Below are 17,982 nucleotides of genomic sequence, written 5' to 3' on the forward strand. Positions count from 1 at the left end.
GCCTCACACCTCCATCGGGGTGTCGCGTGCGGTCCGCCCAGGAGTGTCGCGTGCGTTCCGCACCGGAGTGTCGCGTGCGGTCCGCACGGTGATCCCGGCGGCGGCCATCGACTCCTTGACCTCACCGATGGTCAGTTGGCCGAAGTGGAACACCGAGGCCGCGAGCACCGCGTCGGCGCCCGCCGCGACCGCGGGCGCGAAATGCTCGACGGCCCCCGCGCCACCGCTGGCGATCACCGGTACCTCGACGGCCGCACGGACCGCAGTCAGCATGCGCAGATCGAAGCCCTGCTTGGTGCCGTCGGCATCCATCGAGTTCAACAGGATCTCCCCGACGCCGAGTTCTTGTCCGCGCCTTGCCCATTCGACCGCGTCGATGCCGGTACCACGGCGTCCGCCGTGCGTGGTGACCTCCCAACCGGACGGGGTGGGCTGCTCACCGTCGGGCACGGTGCGCGCATCGACCGACAGCACGATGCACTGCGAACCGAAACGCCTGCTCATCTCCTCGAGCACCTCGGGCCGGGCGATCGCCGAGGTGTTGACGCTGACCTTGTCGGCGCCGGCCCGCAGCATCGTGTCGACGTCGGCGACAGTGCGGATACCGCCACCGACGGTCAGCGGGATGAAGATCTGCTCGGCGGTGCGCCCGACGACGTCGATCATCGTGGCGCGCCCCGAACTCGACGCGGTGACGTCGAGGAAGGTCAATTCGTCGGCACCCTCCGCGTCGTAGCGCGCCGCGAGTTCCACCGGATCACCGGCATCACGCAGGTTCGCGAAGTTGACGCCCTTGACGACGCGTCCGTTGTCGACGTCGAGGCACGGGATCACACGCACGGCCAAAGTCATCGGTCGGTCTCCTCGGGTCGGGCCGCATCGGTGGACCACTCGTCACCGATCACCTCGTACACAACGTCCATCAGTTCCGAATGAATCCCCGGCGATCCGGCCACCAACGAGGGCGAATCGACGGTCCACCGCCGTCCGGACAGATCGGTGGCCACGCCACCGGCGGCACGAACCAGCGCCGCCCCGGCAGCGTTGTCCCACGGGTGACGACCGAAGGCGATCGACCCGCCGAAGGTCCCCGACGCCGCGTAGGCCATGTCGACCCCGGTGCTGCCGGTCATCCGCAGCCGGGCCACCCGCGCGGACAGCGCCCGGATCAGGTCGGCGCGGCGAGCGCCCGGATATCGGCCGCCGTGCCCGACGTTGAACGGTCCGAAGCCGATCGCGCACTGCGCCAACGACGTTGCGCCGGAAGGGGTCACCGGCTCACCGTTGCACAGCAACGGCGAGTCGAGGTGTCCGGCGAAACGCTGCCGCGACAACGGCATCCACGTCAGACCCAACACGCTCTCGCCGTCGACGAGCAGCGCGAGCAGGATGCCCGTCAGCGGCATCCCGGCGGAATAGTTGTAGGTGCCGTCGACCGGATCGAGAACCCAGACCACACCCTCGTCGACCGGAGGGCCGCCGAATTCCTCACCGTGCACCCCGATGCCGGTCAGGTCGGTCAGCTCGCCGACGATCCGGCGTTCGAGATCGAGATCGACCTGGGTGGCGAAGTCGGTGGCACCCTTGCGGACCGCGCTCGGCGCTCCCAGACCGGCGATGAAGTCGTCGCTGACCCCGTCGAGGACTCCCCCGGCCACCTCGAGCAGTCGGGACAGATCCAGGTCGGCGCCCGCGGTCACCGGCCGCCGACCGCCGTCAATGCCTCGGGCAGGGTGAACCGCCCGGCGTAGAGCGCCTTACCCACGATCGCCCCCTCCACGCCCTGCTCCACCAGACCGGCGATCGCCACGAGGTCGTCGAGCGCCGACACCCCGCCGGAGGCGACGATCGGCGCATCGGTGGCCGCGGCGACCTCGGCGAGCAGGTCGAGATTCGGGCCGCCCAGCGTGCCGTCCTTGGAGACGTCGGTGACGACATAGCGGGCGCATCCGTCGCCGTTGAGGCGTTCGAGCACCTCCCACAGATCACCGCCGTCGGTCACCCAGCCGCGCCCGCGCAACCGGTACGACGAGCCTTCCCGGATGACGTCGAGTCCGACGGCGATCCGGTCGCCGAATCGCTCGATCGCCGTGGCGCACCACTGCGGATTCTCCAGCGCGGCGGTACCCAGATTCACCCGTGTACAGCCGGTGGCCAGTGCGGCCTCGAGCGACTCGTCGTCGCGGATGCCGCCGGACAGTTCGACCTTCACGTCGAGTTCGCCGACGACCTCGGCGAGCAGGTCACGGTTGTTGCCCCGCCCGAAGGCGGCGTCGAGGTCGACGAGGTGAATCCACTCCGCGCCGTCCTTCTGCCAGGCCAGCGCGGCCTCACGCGGTGAACCGTAGGAGGTTTCGGTACCGGCGGCACCCTGGACCAGGCGCACCGCCTGACCATCGGCGACATCGACGGCCGGAAGCAGTTCGAGGGTTGTTCCCATGGGGTTGCGCGGGTCCTTTCAGGAGGTCGGGGGATTGCTGCGGTGCTGGGCGCGCAGCGCGCGTTCGGCCTTGCCGATCAAGCGTTTGGAGGTGATGCCGATCGCCGTGATCATCAGCACGATGCTGACCAGCGACGCGACCAGCCCGGCGATCGCATTCCATTTGGCCAGCGCCAGCACCACCGGGATGCAGATCACCAGCACGATGACACCTGCGCCGAGGACGAACAGGACGAATCGACCGTAGGAGAAGCGGTACTCCGGATCGCCGCCGGCACCCGAATCGGTCATGAGAGGGCCCTGATCCAGTTGGCCAGCAGATGCGCCCCGGCGTCGCCGGATTTCTCCGGATGGAACTGGGTGGCGCTCAGTGGACCGTTCTCGACCGCGGCGAGGAATTTCCCACCGTAGTCGGCCCAGGTCAGCCGCGGTGCGCGCAGTGCGGTGCCGTCGTTGTCCATCTCCCACGACTGCGCGGCATAGGAGTGCACGAAGTAGAAGCGGGTGTCGGCGTCGAGCCCGGCGAACAGCACCGAGTCCTCTGGCGCGTCGACGGTGTTCCATCCCATGTGCGGCAGCACCGGTGCGGGCAGCCGGGTGATCGAACCGGGCCACTCACCGCATCCGTCGGCTTCCTCCCCGAATTCGACGCCGTGCTCGAACAGGATCTGCATGCCCACGCAGATGCCGAGGACCGGACGTCCGCCGGCGAGGCGGCGGCCGATGATCCGGTCACCCTTCACCGCGCGCAGTCCCTCCATGCATGCCGCGAAGGCCCCGACCCCCGGGACGACCAAACCGGTCGCGTTCAGGGCGGTGTCGAAGTCGGCCGACACGGTCACCTGGGCTCCGGCCCGCTCCAGTGCCCGCTGCGCCGACCGCAGATTCCCCGACCCGTAATCGAGGACGACGACGTCGGGCCCGCTCATAGAGCACCCTTCGTCGAGGGCACCCCGGTCACCCGCGGGTCGGCCTCGGTGGCCTCGCGCAACGCCCGGGCGACCGCTTTGTACTCCGCCTCGGTGATGTGGTGCTGATCGCGTCCGTAGAGCACCCGAACATGCAGCGCGATACGGGCATTCAGCGCGATCGACTCGAAGACGTGTCGGTTGATGATCGTCGAATACGGGACGCCCGGGTAGCCGCCGATGACCGCGGTCAGCAGATGCTCCGGCTCGCCGGTGTGCACGCAGTACGGCCGGCCCGACACGTCGACGACCGCGTGGGCGAGGGTCTCGTCCATCGGGATGTAGCAGTCACCGAAGCGACGGATGCCCTTCTTGTCCCCGAGCGCCTGCCCCAGCGCCTGACCGAGGACGATCGCGGTGTCCTCGATGGTGTGGTGACCCTCGACCTCGACATCACCGGTCGCCTTGACCGTCAGATCGAAGCTGCCATGCGCACCGAACGCGGTCAGCATGTGATCGAAGAACGCGATGCCGGTGGAGATGTCGGTGCGACCGGTGCCGTCGAGGTCGATCTCGACGGCGATCGACGACTCCTTGGTGGTGCGCTCGCCCTTGCCGATACGGGCCCCCGCGGTCCCGGTGGCGCTCGACTCCTGTGTGGTACTCACTCAGCCATTCTCCAGATCGGTTGCGGCCAGGCGTCGACTGACCTCGAGGAAGACATCGTTCTCGCCGCGCAGACCGACCGTCACCCGCAGGTAGGCAGGAATCCCGACGTCACGGATGAGGACCCCGTCGTCGAGGTAACGCTGCCACGACGCCGAGGCGTCGGCGAACCGTCCGAACAGCACGAAGTTGGCGTCGGAATCGACCACCTCGAAACCTGCCGCGGCGAGCTCGGCGACGACGCGCTTGCGTTCGGCGATGATCGTGGCGACCCCCGACAAGGTCTCGTCGCCGTGGCGCAGCGCCGCCCGCGCGGACGCCTGGGTCAGCACCGACAGGTGATAGGGCAACCGAACCAGTTGCAGGGCCTCGACGATCGCCGGCGACGCGGCCAGATACCCGAGCCGTCCACCGGCAAAGGCGAACGCCTTGCTCATCGTGCGACTCACGACGACCTTCGCCGGGAACTCCTCGATCAATTCGGTCGCACTGGGTTGCTCGGAGAACTCGCCGTACGCCTCGTCGACGATGACGATACCCGGCGCGGCGTCGACGATGGCGCGCAACCCGGCATTCGGGATCGATGCACCTGTCGGGTTGTTGGGCGAGGTGAGGAACACGACGTCGGGGCGACGCGCGGCGACCTCACCGATCGCGTAATCGACGTCGAGTGAGAAATCGGCGTTGCGCTTGGCCTCCAGCCACGTGGTGGTGGTGCCGTCGGAGATGATCGGATGCATCGAATAGCTGGGCACGAAACCCAACGCTGTCCGCCCCGGCCCGCCGAAGGCCTGCAACAGCTGCTGCAGGATCTCATTGGAACCATTTGCCGCCCAGAGGTTCTCGACCGACAACCGAACCCCGGTGGCGCGGCTGAGATACTCGGCCAACTCGGTACGCAGCGCGACCGCATCCCGGTCGGGGTATCGATGCAACTCGGCCGCGGCGACCCGGACCGACTCGGCGACATCGGCGATCAACGCCGCCGACGGCGGATGCGGGTTCTCATTGGTGTTGAGCACCACCGGCACCGTCAACTGCGGTGCCCCATAAGCACTCTTCCCACGAAGGGTGTCCCGCAACGGCAACTCGTCGACCGAGATCGACGCGCCGGGAACAATCGGCCCGCTCGCTACGCTCCCGGCGCCGGGCACACTCGGCCCGCTCGCTACGCTCCCGGCGCCGCGTACATTCGGCCCGCTCGCTACGCTCCCGGCGCCGGCACTCTCCGCGGTCACCGCGCGTCCTCCATGAAGCGCCGGGTGATCGCATCCCCGTGTGCCGGAAGGTCTTCGGCCTGCGCCAGGGTGACGACCTTGTCGGCGACATCACGCAGTGCGGCCTCGTCGTAGTCGATGACGTGGACGCCCTTGAGGAAGGTCTGTACCGACAACCCCGACGCGAAGCGCGCCGAACCCGAGGTCGGCAGAACGTGATTGGAACCCGCACAGTAGTCACCGAGGCTGACCGGCGCGTAGTTACCGACGAAGATCGCGCCCGCATTGTGCACACGATCGGCAACCGCGGCCGCGTCGCGCGTCTGGATTTCGAGATGCTCGGCGGCGTAGGCGTCGACCACCGCCAGTCCCGCCTCGAGATCGTCGACCAGCACCACACCGGATTGCTTGCCCGCCAAGGCGGTTGCCACCCGTTCGCGGTGTTTGGTCTGTGCCACCTGATTCTCAAGGGCCGCATCGACGGCATCGGCGAGGTCGACGCTGTCGGTGACGAGCACCGAGGCGGCCAGGACATCGTGCTCGGCCTGCGAGATGAGGTCCGCGGCAACGAGTTCGGGCCTCGCCGTGGCATCCGCGAGAATCGCGATCTCGGTCGGGCCGGCCTCGGAGTCGATACCCACGACCCCGCGGCACAAACGCTTGGCCGCCGTCACGTAGATGTTCCCCGGTCCGGTGATGAGGTCCACCGGATCCAGAACCGCGCCGGGTGCATCGGCGGCGTCGGTGTCGGTTCCGCCGTAGGTCAACAAGGCAACGCCCTGCGCTCCGCCGACCGCCCACACCTCGTCGACCCCGAGCAACGCGCACGCAGCGAGAATCGTCGGATGCGGCCACCCGCCGAAGTCCTTCTGCGGCGGCGAGGCCACCACCAGCGACCCCACACCGGCCTCCTGCGCCGGAACGACGTTCATGATCACCGACGAGGGATACACGGCATTGCCGCCGGGCACGTACAGACCGACGCGCCGCACCGGAATCCACTTCTCACTGACCACACCACCGTCGACGACCTGCGTCCGCGAGGTCTGCCTGCGCTGATCGGCGTGCACCGCCCGCGCGCGGGAGATCGACTCACGCAAGGCGTCGGCCACCGCCGGATCCAGCGCCGCGAGTGCGTCACCGATGACCGATGACGGCACCCGCACCGACGCGGGACGTACACCGTCGAAGCGCTCCCCGTACTCCAGTGCCGCTGCCGTGCCGCGCTCGGCGACGGCATGAACCACCGGCCCCACCGTGTCGAGAACGGCGTTGACGTCGGTGCCCCCACGGGGCAACGCGCGACGCAGTTCGGCAAGCGTCGGCGTGCTACCGCGCAGGTCGGTTCGGGCGAGCATGGATCTCTCCTGGCGTGACTGGAGGAAATGACCCATCCAGGATACGGGCACGAGGCGAGCGGATTTCACCTGCACCTCATCGGAGCGAGCCGCCCGAACCTTGCGGATGCAAGGACTCGGATTCATTACGCACCTCTAACAAACTCGCACCATGAGTAACACTGGCCCCACTCGTCACGGATATGCTCACAGCGACCTCACAGAGATGCGTCGGGAACCACTCGAATGGCGAACGGAGCACGTGGATGACAACTCGACGACCCGGACCGCGACAACCCGGAGCCGAACCACACCGTGCCGGACTCACCATGGCCTCGTGGGCCCGCCGTCTCGGGATCATCGCGGTGATGGTGCTGCTGAGCGCAGCCGTCGGTGCGCAGATGCCGGCTCGCGCGGAGGCCGCACACCTCGTCGCCGTCCGCGACGTCTCCCCGACCGAGTCGGTGCTCGAGGTGTACTCGTCGTCGATGGGCAGGGTGATCACCAGCCAGGTGCTGCACCCGCCCGGACGACCTGCGGGACCCGCCGTCTACATGCTGCCCGGACTCGGTGGCGGCGAGGACGGGATCTCCTGGATCAACAACGGCGGCGCCCGTGCCTTCTTCGCAGGCAAGGCCGTGACGGCCGTCTTCCCCGTCGGAGGTCACGCGTCGATGTTCACCGACTGGCAGCACGACGATCCGGTCCTGGGCCGCAACAAGTGGCGAACCTTTCTGACACGAGAACTCCCGCCGATCGTCAACCGCGCCTTCCACACCAACGGGATCAACGCGATCACCGGGGTGTCGATGTCGGGCGGTCCGGCGCTGGCGATCGCCGAATCGGCTCCCGACTTGTATCGCGCCGTGGCGTCCTACAGCGGGTGTCCCGGGACCACCGATCTGCTCGGCGTTGGCGCGGTGACCGCCGTGGTCACCCGCGGCGGCGGCAACGTGCTCAACATGTGGGGACCGCCGGGCGGGCCCGACTGGGTGACAAATGACCCGATCGTCAATGCGGGCAAGTTGCGCGGAAAAGCGGTGTTCCTGTCGGCGGCCACCGGCATGCCCGGTCCGATCGACGGCGGCCCGGCAGAGACCCTCGGCGGGCTTGCCGGCGGTGGTCAGATCGAGGCGTACACACGAGTGTGCACTGCGGCCATGTCGAATCGGTTGACCGCCTTGGGGATTGCGCACACATTCTCGGCACGCCCACTGGGATCGCACTCCTGGGGCGTGTTCGCCGCGGATCTGCGCGCCTCGTGGCCGGTGATCGGGCGCGCGATCGGGGCGTGAGCCGTCACCGTCGCAGATTTTGCTGATCCGCGGCCTTCATTTGGCGCATGATTTCCGCATTTTTCCGAATTCCGGATGGAAATCACCACATTGCCATTGCGCAGCCCGCGCGTGTTGTCGCCGACCTCGGCGGTGCGGTCCGAGAAGCACGGCACGAGATGTGATTACGTGGAGGGTCATGAACGTGACCCACATTTCGGGCCGACATTCTTCTGAAACATCTGCAGCGGTGGCCGCGGGCGCGCTCGCGGCACTGGTGTCCTTCGTCGGTTCCTGGATTCCGCAATTCTGGTACGACGAGATGGCCACGCTCGGCGCGGCGCGGCGCACACCCGCAGAATTGATGCGGCTCCTCGGCAACGTCGACGCTGTCCACGGCGCCTACTACTGGTTCATGGACGGGTGGCTGCGCCTCGTCCCGGACACCGAGTTGTGGACCCGCCTACCCGGTGTGATGGCCATCGGCCTAGCCGGCGCCGGAATCCATGTGCTCGCCCGTCGGCTGGCGGGGCCGACAACGGCACTCGTCGCAGCGGTGTTCTTCGCATTCCTGCCGAGCACCGTCCAGACCGCGACGGAGGCCCGCCCGTACGCCTTCACCGTTGCGGCCGCGGTGTGGGCCACGGTCGCGTTGGTCACGCTGGTACGCGCGATCCTGGACGGTCGGCGCTGGTGGCCGGCGGCACTGACCTATGGTGTGCTGCTGGTGGCGAGTATGGCCTTCTCGGTCCTGAGTGCCCCGCTGATGGCCGCCCACGCGCTCAGTGTGCTGATCTCGCGATCGACTCGTCGCGCGATCCTCATCGTGCTGGCGTGCATGGTTGCCGCGGTGATCGTCGTCTCCCCGCTCGTGCTCGCGGTCGCCGACCAATCCGGTCAGGTCGCCTGGATCGGCGACTACCACTACAACCCGGTGCTGCGCGTCAACGACATCGCCTTTCCCAACGCACCGCAATTGACGGTCTTGGCCCTGGTCGTGGGGGTATGCACGATTGTCGGCATCGCCCGCGCACGCGCGCACCGGGACTCCGTCGTGACACGGAAGCCACCGCCCGGCCTGACCCTGGCGGCGGTCGCGTGGCCGTGGCTGATCGCGCCACCGATTCTCCTGGGCCTGTATTCCCTGATCAGCCCGTCATTCGTGACGCGGTACCTGTGGTTCGTCGCACCCGCGGTGGCGCTGCTGCTCGCGGCGGGTGTGATTCGTCTCGCCGACAACCGAATCCGGGCCGGGGTGCCGATGGTGGCCGTCTGGACAGCGGCCTACGTCGTCCTGGCCCTACCGACCGTCGCGTATCTGCACACACCACTGTCGAAGCCGTACGGTATCGACTACCGTTCGGCCACACGGTATCTCGCCGACCACCTGGCGGCCCAAGATTGTCTCGTCCAGGGCGATGTCGCGCACGCCGACGGCACGTCGCGCTACATCGCCGAGGGCTATCCGCAGGGATTCGCCCGCGGACGAGACATCATGCTCGATGACACTGTGGAGTCGTCCCTCGATCGCGGTGCACTCTGGGACCGGTCACTGCCCATGGACACGACCGGTCAGCGTGCGCAAGGTTGCCCGCGGGTATGGGTGCTCACCGATCGGGAGAATGCGTCGGCTCCGTCGGACAGTCTGCGAGCGAACGGGTTTCGCGAGTCGGGCAGGTTCACCGGGAAGGACCTCCAGGTGATCGAATTCGTCCCGACCCGCTGACCCCGTGATGTCAGGTGAAGGCCTTCAGGTCGGGGTAGTTGGTGATCTCCCAGCCGCCGTCGACGACGAGACTGGTGCCGTTGATGTAGCTCGCCTGGTCGCCGGCCAGATAAAGACAGGCATCGGCGATCTCCTCGGGTGTGCCCGCCCGGTTCATCACAATCCGATTCAGGTAGTCCGTGGCCACCGACTCGATACCGAGGAACGGTGCGGTCATCGGCGTGTCGACAAGCCCCGGTAGGACGGCGTTGACGCGGATTCCGTCGGCTCCGAGCTCCAGGGCGGCGTTCTTGGTGAAACTCTCGACCCCCGCCTTGGCGGCGGCGTACGAGCTGCCTCCGTACAGCGGCACATGGGCGTTGAGCGACGACACGTTGACGATGGCGCCACCGCGACCACCGTCGCGGATCGCTCGTGCAGCATGTCGAGTGACCAGGTAGGTGCTCTTGAGCACGACATCGATCGTGGCGTCCCAGTCCGACGTAGGCCCGTCCACGATGGTGCCGATCCGCGCGATACCGGCGATGTTGAATGCGATGTCGAGTTGGCCGAACCGCTCGACGGCGAGTGCGACAGCACCGGCGACGTCGTCCTCCTGTGCCACGTTGCCGGCCACCCCGACGGCGGTGTCGCCGAGGCTTGTCGCCACCGACGCGACGCCGTCGGCGTTGAGATCGAGCAGAACCACGGAGGCCCCCTCGTCGACGAGTTTTCGGCCGACCGCAGCGCCGATACCCGAAGCCCCGCCTGTGACCAGCGCGACCTTGCCTTCGAACCGCGACATCGTTGTCCTCCTCAGTCAGTTGTTAACACCACGCATGTGATGCTCCCCACACCGTAAGGAGCGACATGCGCGTTGGACATTCCCCGACGGGGGCAGCACAAATAGCACTTTCGTGGAATATGACCGAGCCAACTCAGATGTGACCGTAGTGACACCTGCCACAGCGATGGCGCGACCCGTCGTCACGGGATCGTTTCACCCGATTCATCCGTCCACCCAGGCCGATCGTCGGCCGCCAGTCACAGGAGACAACGACCATGTCCATCGACACAGCCGACATCGCGGCCACCCCGATCGAGATCGGTGAGGTGACACTCAGCGTCATCGACGTCGGCGAAGGCCCCACTGTCCTTCTGCTCCATGGTTTTCCGGATCGAGCAACCATGTGGCGAACCCAGATCCGCGATCTGCGTGAGGCCGGCTATCGCGTCATCGCGCCCGACCTGCGCGGGTTCGGCGACAGCAGCCGGCCGGCAGATCCGTCGGCCTACGCGGCACCGACCTTGCTCGACGACATCATCGGACTCCTCGATCACCTCGGTGTCGGCGAGTTCAGCGTGGCCGCGCACGACTGGGGTTCGCTCATCGGTTGGGTCCTTGCCGCCAGCCTCCCCGATCGGGTCACCAAGCTCGCCGCGTTCTCCGTCGGCCACCCGCGGGCGTATGCCGGCGCCGGATTCCCGCAGAAGCAGCTGGCCTGGTACATCCTGTGGTGGCAGACACCCGGCGTCGCGGAATCGGCACTCCCGGTCAACGATTGGGAGTGGTTCCGCGAGTGGGCCTACGACGGTGCGCAACGCTCCTCGGACCCCGATCTCGATCGGCAACTCACCGACCTCGAACGCGACGGCGCACTGAGCGCCGGACTCAACTACTACCGGGCCAACCTGACACCGGCCGAATTCGCCGACAACGACTGGTACGCGCTGGCCGATCTCCCACCCGTCGCCTGTCCGGTGATGGGCGTGTGGGGAGAGGACGAGATGGCCCTGACCGAACGCCAGATGACCGACTCGGCACGGTATGTCACCGGACCGTGGCGCTACGAGCAGCTGTCTCATGTCGGCCACTGGATCCCCGCCCACCGTCCGGAGCAGACCTCGGCTCTGCTGCTCGACTTCTTCGGGGGCACAACGACATCGTGACGCCGCCCGGCAACCGAGGTGAGTATCGCTGTCGATGTTCGCCTCGGTTGCCGATCGTCACGGCCGCCGCTCGTCTCAGGTGGCGATCGTCTCAGGTGGCGATGTCCAATCCGAGATCGAGCACGGTCACCGAGTGGGTGAGCGCCCCCACGGCGAGATAGTCGACACCGGTGCGGGCGTATTCGCCGGCCACGTCGAGCGACAGGCCACCGGAACTCTCCAACTTGGTCTGCGGCGACCGAGAATTGCGGCGTTGCACCGCGATCTGGGTGGCCCAGGGCTCGAAATTGTCGAGGAGTACCAGTTGCGGCGACAACTCGAGGACCTCGTCGAACTGTTCGAGCGAATCGACCTCGACCTCCACCGGCAGATCCGGTGCGGCAGCACGCACGGCCTCCAGCGCGGCGCGGACCGACCCGGCTGCGGCGACATGGTTGTCCTTGATCAGTGCGGCGTCACCCAGACCCATCCGGTGGTTGACACCACCACCGGCGCGGACGGCATACTTCTGCAGAGACCGCATGCCGGGCAACGTCTTCCGAGAATCCCGGATCTTGACGTCGGTTCCGGCGACCGCGTCGACCCACGCCGCTGTTGCCGTGGCGATCCCCGACAGGTGGCATAGCAGGTTCAAACAGGTGCGCTCCGCGGTGAGCAGAGCCGCGGTCGGCGCGTGTACGGCAAGGACGGTGTCGCCGGGCGCCACTCGCGTGCCGTCGGGAACGATCTCGGTCACCGTGTATGCGCCTGCGCCGATGACCGCGTCGAACACGGCCTGCGCCACCGGGATTCCGGCGACGACGCCGTGTTGGCGGGACACGATCGCGGCGTCGGTGGTTGCCTGCGGTGGCACCGTGGCGGAGGTGGTCACGTCGGGCCCGTAGCGCAGGTCCTCGTCGAGTGCGGAGCGGATGAGCGACCGGATCTCGTCGGTGATCTCGAGTTCGTCTCGGCCCGTGGCCGTTTCCTGCCCGACGAAGGTGGCGCTCATCGTATTACTCCCCCGAGCCCGGATTACCGATCGCGATCATCCGCTCGACGCTGCGGCGTGCACGCTCGGCGACATCGTCGGCGACGAACACCTCGTCGCGACCCTCCCGCAATGCGCGCAGCAGCGCCGCCGGGGTGATCATCTTCATGTACGGGCACGAAGCGCGGTCGTTGACGGCCTGGAAATCGATGCCGGGAGCGGCCTTTCGCAGCTGGTGCAGCATGCCGATCTCGGTGGCCACGAGGACCTGCTTGGCGCCGGTCGCGCGGGCCGCGTCGATCATGCCGCCGGTGGAGAGGATCTTGACCCGGTCGTCGCCGACCGCGCCCTCACCCGCGAGATACAACGCCGATGTGGCGCAACCACATTCGGGGTGGATGAACAGGTCGGCGTCGGGGTGGGCGTTGGCCTGCGCGGTCAGCTCGTCGCCGTTGATCCCAGCGTGCACGTGGCATTCGCCGGCCCAGATGTGGATGTTGTCGCGGCCGGTTTCGCGCTTGACGTGAGCGCCGAGGAACTGATCGGGCAGGAAGAGCACGTCACGATCGGGATCGATCGAGGCCACCACGTCGACGGCGTTCGACGAGGTGCAGCAGATGTCGGTGAGTCCTTTGACCTCGGCGGTGGTGTTCACGTACGAAACCACGACGGCGTCGGGGAAATCGTCCTTCCACACACGCAGGTCGTCGGCGGTGATCGAGTCCGCCAGCGAACAACCGGCGCGGGCGTCGGGGATGAGCACACGCTTGTCGGGGCTCAGGATCTTCGCGGTCTCGGCCATGAAATGCACGCCACAGAAGACGATCTCGTCGGAATCGACCTCCGCGGCGATACGCGAGAGGGCCAGCGAATCGCCGACATGGTCGGCGACGTCCTGGATGGCCGGCAACTCGTAATTGTGGGCGAGAAGAGTCGCGTTGCGGGCCCGTGCGAGGCGACGGATCTCCTCGGCCCACTCCGCTGTCGGTTCGACACCGGTGTATCCCCCGGGACCGTCCACCCACCGGGCGTCGATCAGTGCCGGCGTGGTGTCGCCCACGGCGATGCGGTCGCTGGTGATGCTCATCTGCCACTCCGTCCTTCATGCCGCTCGGGCATTGCTGCTCGCGGCACGGGCTGTGCTCCGAGACCGGTTTTCGACTACTGATCGAAAACCTGGTGATCATCGTAACACCGGCCCCCGCGGGGACATTCCGTCGCACGCGAGTAGTTCCAAGCGCATTCCAAGTAGTCCACTACGCGTTTGCCGGAGACTCGTCGTCCGTAGCGTCCGTACTGCGTCGCCGCACATTCCCTCACCTGCATGTTCACAGGAGGCCTGACCCCAATGACCGCAAGCCTGACCCCCGCCGGAGATTCCCGGACCCCGATCGTCCCAATCGCCGCGCCGCGCCCGGTGATGCCGGTTCGCCGGGCCTACTCCACTCCCCTGCAGGCGGTTCGCCGCCGTCAGGAGGCGCTCGAACGTCTCGCCGCGCGTCGTGTCGTCGCCCCGATGCCACAACCGGCGGCGTTGCGCCCCGTCCCCGCACCCGAACCGGCCGACACACGGCAGTATCCCGCCGTCCCCCTGACGTGCCGAGAGGTCGAGGTGTTGCGTACCTGGCTGCTGGTGGACTCCAAGTCGGAGGCAGCGGCCGATCTGAACATCTCGGTGGGCACCGTCAACACCCACCTGGCCAGGATTCGCAGCAAGTACGCGCAGGCCGGACGCACCGCACGCACCAAGGCATCGCTGGTGGCCCGCGCCATCCAGGACGGGCTGGTCGTGCTCGACGAGCTCTGAGGCGGCCGCGGACAGCAGCCGGAAGAGCCCACAACCGTGAAGTTCACATGGGTGGCTTGAGGGTGGCGAATTCATCGGTGACGCGGAGTTCGTTGTCGGCGAAGGCATACAACGCCGGTGGCCGTCCCCCCGACCGGCCCGTCCGGCCCAGGGTGCCGGTGGCGACGACGACACCGCGGCGACTGAGGATGCGCAGGAGATTGGTGGTGTCGACCCGGTAGCCGAGGGCGGCGCCGTAGATCTCGGAGAGTTCCGACATCGGGAATCGGCTCGGCGCCAACGCGAAAGCAATGTTGGTGTAAGAGAGCTTCGCGGCCAGCCGGTGGCGAGCCTTGGTGATGATCGAGCCGTGATCGAAGGCGAGTTCGGGGAGCGCGTCCACGCGATGCCAGTCGGCTCGATCAGGCGAGGTGGTGCGCGCATCGCTGGGTACGAGTCCGAGGTACGTCGACGCGATGGTGCGGATACCCGGCACGCGATGCGGCGCGGAGAATACCGAAAGCTGTTCGAGGTGCGCGAGAGTGTCGATGTCGACCATGTCGGCGACGACCAGCCGTGCGCAGGTTTCCAGGGTGTCCTCGGCACCGACCCGGCCGCCGGGCAGACACCAGGTCGATCCCTCGCCGCGCACCAGGAGCACACAGAGTTCCGGCGCGGCGTCATCGATGTCGCGGACCTGGAATACCGCGGTCAAGACCTCGACACGCAACGGCGAGACGGACGCCTCGGCGGAGTCCTCGGCGCGTGCGGCTGATGGCATGGCGTCGATTGTAGGGGTGCTTCGGCGTCATGACGGGCGCCGTCGGCGAGGTGACGGGCGCCGTCGGCGTCATGACGAGCGCCGTCGGCGAGATGACGAGCGCTGTCGGGGTGGTGACGGGCGCTGTCGGCGAGATGACGAGCGCCGGCGGCGAACTACGCGGGCGGGGCCGGTGGTCCGGGCTGCGCGGGAACCGGTTGCGGCGTCACGAGTTCAGGCGGCGCATCCCCGACGCCGAGATCGCCGTGGCGATTCGCCAGGGCGAACACGAGATAGACGACCGTGGCCGCGAGCGGCGCACAGATCGCCAATGCCCATGGACCACTGGGGGTTCCGCGGGTGGCGCCGTCGAGCCACAGTTGCGGGACGGCACGGAAGAGGGCACCTACCGCGACCGAGTCGGGGTCGGTGAAGCGACGCGCCGCGATCAGCGTCCCGGACCATCCCGCGATGCCCGACCCGAGCACCGTGGCGAGGAAGACGGTGGCGTACCCGGGGAGTCCGCGCCAACCCGGGGCCACCAGCCACCCGAGCACACCGGCCAGCGCGCCGTACCCGAGCATGACGAAGGCGAATGCCGAGACACCGGCGATGCTGTCGATCGGATACACCTGATGCGCGGCTTTCAGCGCGCTCATCGACGGTGTGATCACGGCCCACAGGGCGCCGGCGACCACCCCGAGCACTCCGATCACCGCTGCGCACGCCGCCAGGGTCGCCGGGGTGCGGTGCGCGAGGCGCCTGCGGGGTCCGGCGGACACCGGCCCCGGCGCGGTCATCGGTGACCCAGTTCGGAGGAGTCGACGCGGCCGTGCCGCGAGCATCTCGCATCCCATCCGTCCGGGCGGACCTGCACGATCATGCGCCGCCCACACTGCCCGCAGAAGCGGGGTGGCTCGAGTCCGAGCCGGGCCGCGGGCGGTATCGCGTCGGCCGACTCGATCTCCACCTCGATCCCGGTGTACACGCCGTACCGGCACGGCTGATCCAGCGGGCCCGGGATCGGCACCGCACCGGAGATCACGCTTGTTGTCATCGCACCACTCACGCTGGCGAGCCTAGTCACGTCGTCGTCGGTGTGGATCAGATGCTGTCGTTGAGCGCCTTGATGGGCATCGACAGGTCGTTGAGGAGATCGAGGTCGTCCTCGGCGGGGCGACCCAACGTGGTCAGGTAGTTGCCGACGATGACCGCGTTGATACCACCGAGGATGCCCTGCTTGGCGCCGAGATCGCCGAGGGTGATCTCGCGGCCGCCGGCGAACCGCAGAATCGTGCGCGGCAGGGCCAACCGGTACGCGGCGACGGCTTTGAGCGCCTCGGCCGCGGGGAGCACGTCGAGATCGCCGAACGGGGTGCCCGGACGCGGATTCAAGAAGTTCAGCGGCACCTCGTCGGGCTCGAGCGAGGCGAGGTCGGCGGCGAACTCGGCGCGCTGCTCGAGGGACTCTCCCATGCCGAGGATGCCGCCGCAGCAGACCTCCATGCCCGCGTCGCGCACCATGCGCAGCGTGTCCCAACGCTCCTCCCAGGTGTGGGTGGTGACGACGTTCGGGAAGTGACTGCGGGCGGTCTCCAGGTTGTGGTTGTAGCGGTGGACGCCCATGTCCTTGAGCTGGTCGACCTGTTCCTGGGTGAGCATGCCCAGGCTGCAGGCGATCTGGATGTCGACCTCGTTGCGGATCGCCTCGATCCCCGCGGCCACCTGCGAGAGCAGTCGCTTGTCGGGTCCGCGTACGGCCGCGACGATGCAGAATTCGGTGGCACCGGTCTTGGCGGTCTGTTTGGCCGCCTCGACCAGCGACGGGATGTCGATCCAGGCGCTGCGCACCGGGGAGGCGAAAAGGCCGGACTGCGAACAGAAGTGGCAGTCCTCGGGGCACCCGCCGGTCTTGAGCGAGATGATGCCCTCGACCTCGACCTCGGGGCCGCACCACCGCATGCGGACGTCGTGGGCGAGTTGCAGCAACTCGGTGAGCCGGTCGTCGCCGAGCCGGAGCACGGTGAGTACCTGATCGCGGGTCAGCGCCTCACCGCGTTCGAGGACCTGGGCGCGGGCGACGGCGAGGATGTCGTCGGTGTCGGTCCCGGCCGCGACGTCGGACTGTACGGGGGCCTGGGTCATGGGTGAACTCCTTGATATGCGGGCTCGGATTGTGGTGCGGGTGCGGACTGTGGTGAGGGTGCGGACGGCGGTGCGGACGGCACCGGCGTTGCGGGGGCGAGACTCTCGATCCAGCCGGAATCGAACCAGCCCGGAGCGGACTCGGCGAATTCGGCCCGGCTGCGCCCGCCTGCGCCGGCTGGCAGCACGCCGACCACCGGCACCCCGGTCAGCCGGGGCAGATCGTCGCGATTGCAGCGCATCGCGAGATCTGGTGTGTGCGGCCAGGATCCGAGAACGAGGCCGGCCGGATGCAGCCCCGCCGATCGGATGGCCCGAACGGTCAGTTCGGTGTGGTTGAGTGTGCCGAGAGCGGGGTCGACGACGACGAGGACCTCGGCGGCGAGGGCGGCGGCCACGTCGAGGATGGTGTGCTCGGGAGCCAACCGGACCAGCACGCCGCCGGCCCCCTCGACGAGCGTCATCTGGTGCGCCGCAACAAATCCGGCGATCTGACGGCCCATCGTGTCGGGGTCGGCCTGCGCCGATCCGGCATGACGGGCCGCGGTCTCGGGGGCGAGGGGGTCGGCGAACCGCACACACTCGTGGGTCGGCAGCGTTCCGGCGAGGGCCGTGACGGTGGCGAGATCACCGGGCTCGTCGGGTCCGACGCCGGTCTGGGCGGGTTTGCACACCGCGACATCGACACCGCGGGCAGCCAGGGTCGCGGCGAGCGCAGCGGTGACGACGGTTTTGCCCACGTCGGTCGACGTCCCGGTGATCACCAGGGAACGGCCCGCAAGGCCATGTGAACCCGCAAGGCCCTGTGCGACAACCCGACCGGC

At 68.0% G+C, this 17,982-nt stretch carries 20 protein-coding genes; 4 read left to right on the forward strand and 16 right to left on the reverse strand.

All coding sequences use genetic code 11. The features are described 5' to 3' along the window. Window positions 1-3 precede the first annotated feature (3 nt). From hisF to hisD, 8 genes are all read right to left on the reverse strand, one after another. Window positions 4-852 carry an imidazole glycerol phosphate synthase subunit HisF gene (gene hisF, locus J6U32_RS18205; protein ID WP_208791553.1) on the reverse strand — a complete coding sequence of 283 codons (849 nt, stop codon included), beginning with the start codon at window positions 850-852 and terminating at the stop codon, window positions 4-6. Beyond that, complete coding sequence (locus J6U32_RS18210; protein ID WP_208791554.1) at window positions 849-1,700, reverse strand: inositol monophosphatase family protein; 852 nt, start codon at window positions 1,698-1,700, stop codon at window positions 849-851. Before J6U32_RS18210 ends, hisF begins: the two co-directional genes overlap by 4 nt. Beyond that, window positions 1,697-2,440, reverse strand: a complete 744-nt coding sequence (priA, locus tag J6U32_RS18215) for a bifunctional 1-(5-phosphoribosyl)-5-((5-phosphoribosylamino)methylideneamino)imidazole-4-carboxamide isomerase/phosphoribosylanthranilate isomerase PriA (protein ID WP_208791555.1) — start codon at window positions 2,438-2,440, stop codon at window positions 1,697-1,699. Before priA ends, J6U32_RS18210 begins: the two co-directional genes overlap by 4 nt. A gap of 18 nt (window positions 2,441-2,458) precedes the next feature. After that, the gene (locus J6U32_RS18220) at window positions 2,459-2,731 is read right to left on the reverse strand and encodes a hypothetical protein (RefSeq protein WP_006371438.1); all 273 of its coding nucleotides are present in this window, start codon (window positions 2,729-2,731) and stop codon (window positions 2,459-2,461) included. Beyond that, complete coding sequence (gene hisH / locus J6U32_RS18225) at window positions 2,728-3,369, reverse strand: imidazole glycerol phosphate synthase subunit HisH (protein ID WP_208791556.1); 642 nt, start codon at window positions 3,367-3,369, stop codon at window positions 2,728-2,730. The genes J6U32_RS18220 and hisH overlap by 4 nt, the downstream gene beginning before the upstream one ends. Continuing rightward, entirely contained in the window at window positions 3,366-4,016 is a 651-nt protein-coding gene (gene hisB, locus J6U32_RS18230; protein ID WP_208791557.1) for an imidazoleglycerol-phosphate dehydratase HisB, read from the reverse strand. The genes hisH and hisB overlap by 4 nt, the downstream gene beginning before the upstream one ends. Beyond that, window positions 4,017-5,168, reverse strand: coding sequence for a histidinol-phosphate transaminase (locus J6U32_RS18235; RefSeq protein ID WP_208791558.1), 1,152 nt, complete (start codon window positions 5,166-5,168; stop codon window positions 4,017-4,019). It abuts the gene before it with no gap. Between the two features lie 80 nt (window positions 5,169-5,248). Continuing rightward, window positions 5,249-6,589 (reverse strand): histidinol dehydrogenase, encoded by a 1,341-nt coding sequence (gene hisD, locus J6U32_RS18240; protein WP_208791559.1) that lies wholly within the window; start codon window positions 6,587-6,589, stop codon window positions 5,249-5,251. A 245-nt stretch (window positions 6,590-6,834) separates the two neighbouring features. Between hisD and J6U32_RS18245 the strand changes: the two genes are divergently transcribed. Further along, window positions 6,835-7,863, forward strand: coding sequence for an alpha/beta hydrolase (locus tag J6U32_RS18245; protein ID WP_208791560.1), 1,029 nt, complete (start codon window positions 6,835-6,837; stop codon window positions 7,861-7,863). 178 nt (window positions 7,864-8,041) lie between these two features. Beyond that, on the forward strand, window positions 8,042-9,568 hold the full coding sequence (locus tag J6U32_RS18250) for a glycosyltransferase family 39 protein (protein ID WP_244332117.1): 1,527 nt from the start codon (window positions 8,042-8,044) through the stop codon (window positions 9,566-9,568). 10 nt (window positions 9,569-9,578) lie between these two features. On the opposite strand, the gene J6U32_RS18255 is transcribed toward J6U32_RS18250, so the two are convergent. Further along, entirely contained in the window at window positions 9,579-10,352 is a 774-nt protein-coding gene (locus J6U32_RS18255; protein ID WP_208791561.1) for an SDR family NAD(P)-dependent oxidoreductase, read from the reverse strand. 257 nt (window positions 10,353-10,609) lie between these two features. Between J6U32_RS18255 and J6U32_RS18260 the strand changes: the two genes are divergently transcribed. Beyond that, entirely contained in the window at window positions 10,610-11,497 is an 888-nt protein-coding gene (locus J6U32_RS18260; RefSeq protein WP_208791562.1) for an alpha/beta fold hydrolase, read from the forward strand. Between the two features lie 91 nt (window positions 11,498-11,588). Here J6U32_RS18260 and nadC read toward each other — a convergent pair whose 3' ends face one another. Together nadC and nadA are read right to left on the reverse strand one after the other, a co-directional pair. After that, entirely contained in the window at window positions 11,589-12,488 is a 900-nt protein-coding gene (gene nadC / locus J6U32_RS18265) for a carboxylating nicotinate-nucleotide diphosphorylase (RefSeq protein WP_208791563.1), read from the reverse strand. 4 nt (window positions 12,489-12,492) lie between these two features. After that, entirely contained in the window at window positions 12,493-13,554 is a 1,062-nt protein-coding gene (nadA, locus tag J6U32_RS18270; RefSeq protein WP_208791564.1) for a quinolinate synthase NadA, read from the reverse strand. Window positions 13,555-13,815: 261 nt separating this feature from the next. Here nadA and J6U32_RS18275 point away from each other — a divergent pair, with 261 nt between their 5' ends. Continuing rightward, window positions 13,816-14,274 carry a response regulator transcription factor gene (locus J6U32_RS18275; RefSeq protein WP_208791565.1) on the forward strand — a complete coding sequence of 153 codons (459 nt, stop codon included), beginning with the start codon at window positions 13,816-13,818 and terminating at the stop codon, window positions 14,272-14,274. A gap of 43 nt (window positions 14,275-14,317) precedes the next feature. Here the strand turns inward: J6U32_RS18275 and J6U32_RS18280 are convergent, their stop codons facing one another. The 5 genes from J6U32_RS18280 to bioD form a co-directional block, all read right to left on the reverse strand. Next, complete coding sequence (locus J6U32_RS18280; protein WP_244332119.1) at window positions 14,318-15,034, reverse strand: NUDIX hydrolase; 717 nt, start codon at window positions 15,032-15,034, stop codon at window positions 14,318-14,320. 155 nt (window positions 15,035-15,189) lie between these two features. After that, window positions 15,190-15,813 carry a DUF2567 domain-containing protein gene (locus J6U32_RS18285; protein WP_208791566.1) on the reverse strand — a complete coding sequence of 208 codons (624 nt, stop codon included), beginning with the start codon at window positions 15,811-15,813 and terminating at the stop codon, window positions 15,190-15,192. Continuing rightward, window positions 15,810-16,070 (reverse strand): hypothetical protein, encoded by a 261-nt coding sequence (locus tag J6U32_RS18290; RefSeq protein ID WP_208796193.1) that lies wholly within the window; start codon window positions 16,068-16,070, stop codon window positions 15,810-15,812. Before J6U32_RS18290 ends, J6U32_RS18285 begins: the two co-directional genes overlap by 4 nt. A gap of 47 nt (window positions 16,071-16,117) precedes the next feature. Then, on the reverse strand, window positions 16,118-17,158 hold the full coding sequence (bioB, locus tag J6U32_RS18295; protein ID WP_208791567.1) for a biotin synthase BioB: 1,041 nt from the start codon (window positions 17,156-17,158) through the stop codon (window positions 16,118-16,120). Continuing rightward, window positions 17,155-17,922, reverse strand: coding sequence for a dethiobiotin synthase (gene bioD, locus J6U32_RS18300; protein ID WP_208796194.1), 768 nt, complete (start codon window positions 17,920-17,922; stop codon window positions 17,155-17,157). The genes bioB and bioD overlap by 4 nt, the downstream gene beginning before the upstream one ends. Window positions 17,923-17,982: the final 60 nt, after the last annotated feature.

This window comes from Gordonia polyisoprenivorans (genome assembly GCF_017654315.1).
GTDB classification, from domain to species: Bacteria; Actinomycetota; Actinomycetes; order Mycobacteriales; family Mycobacteriaceae; genus Gordonia; species Gordonia polyisoprenivorans_A.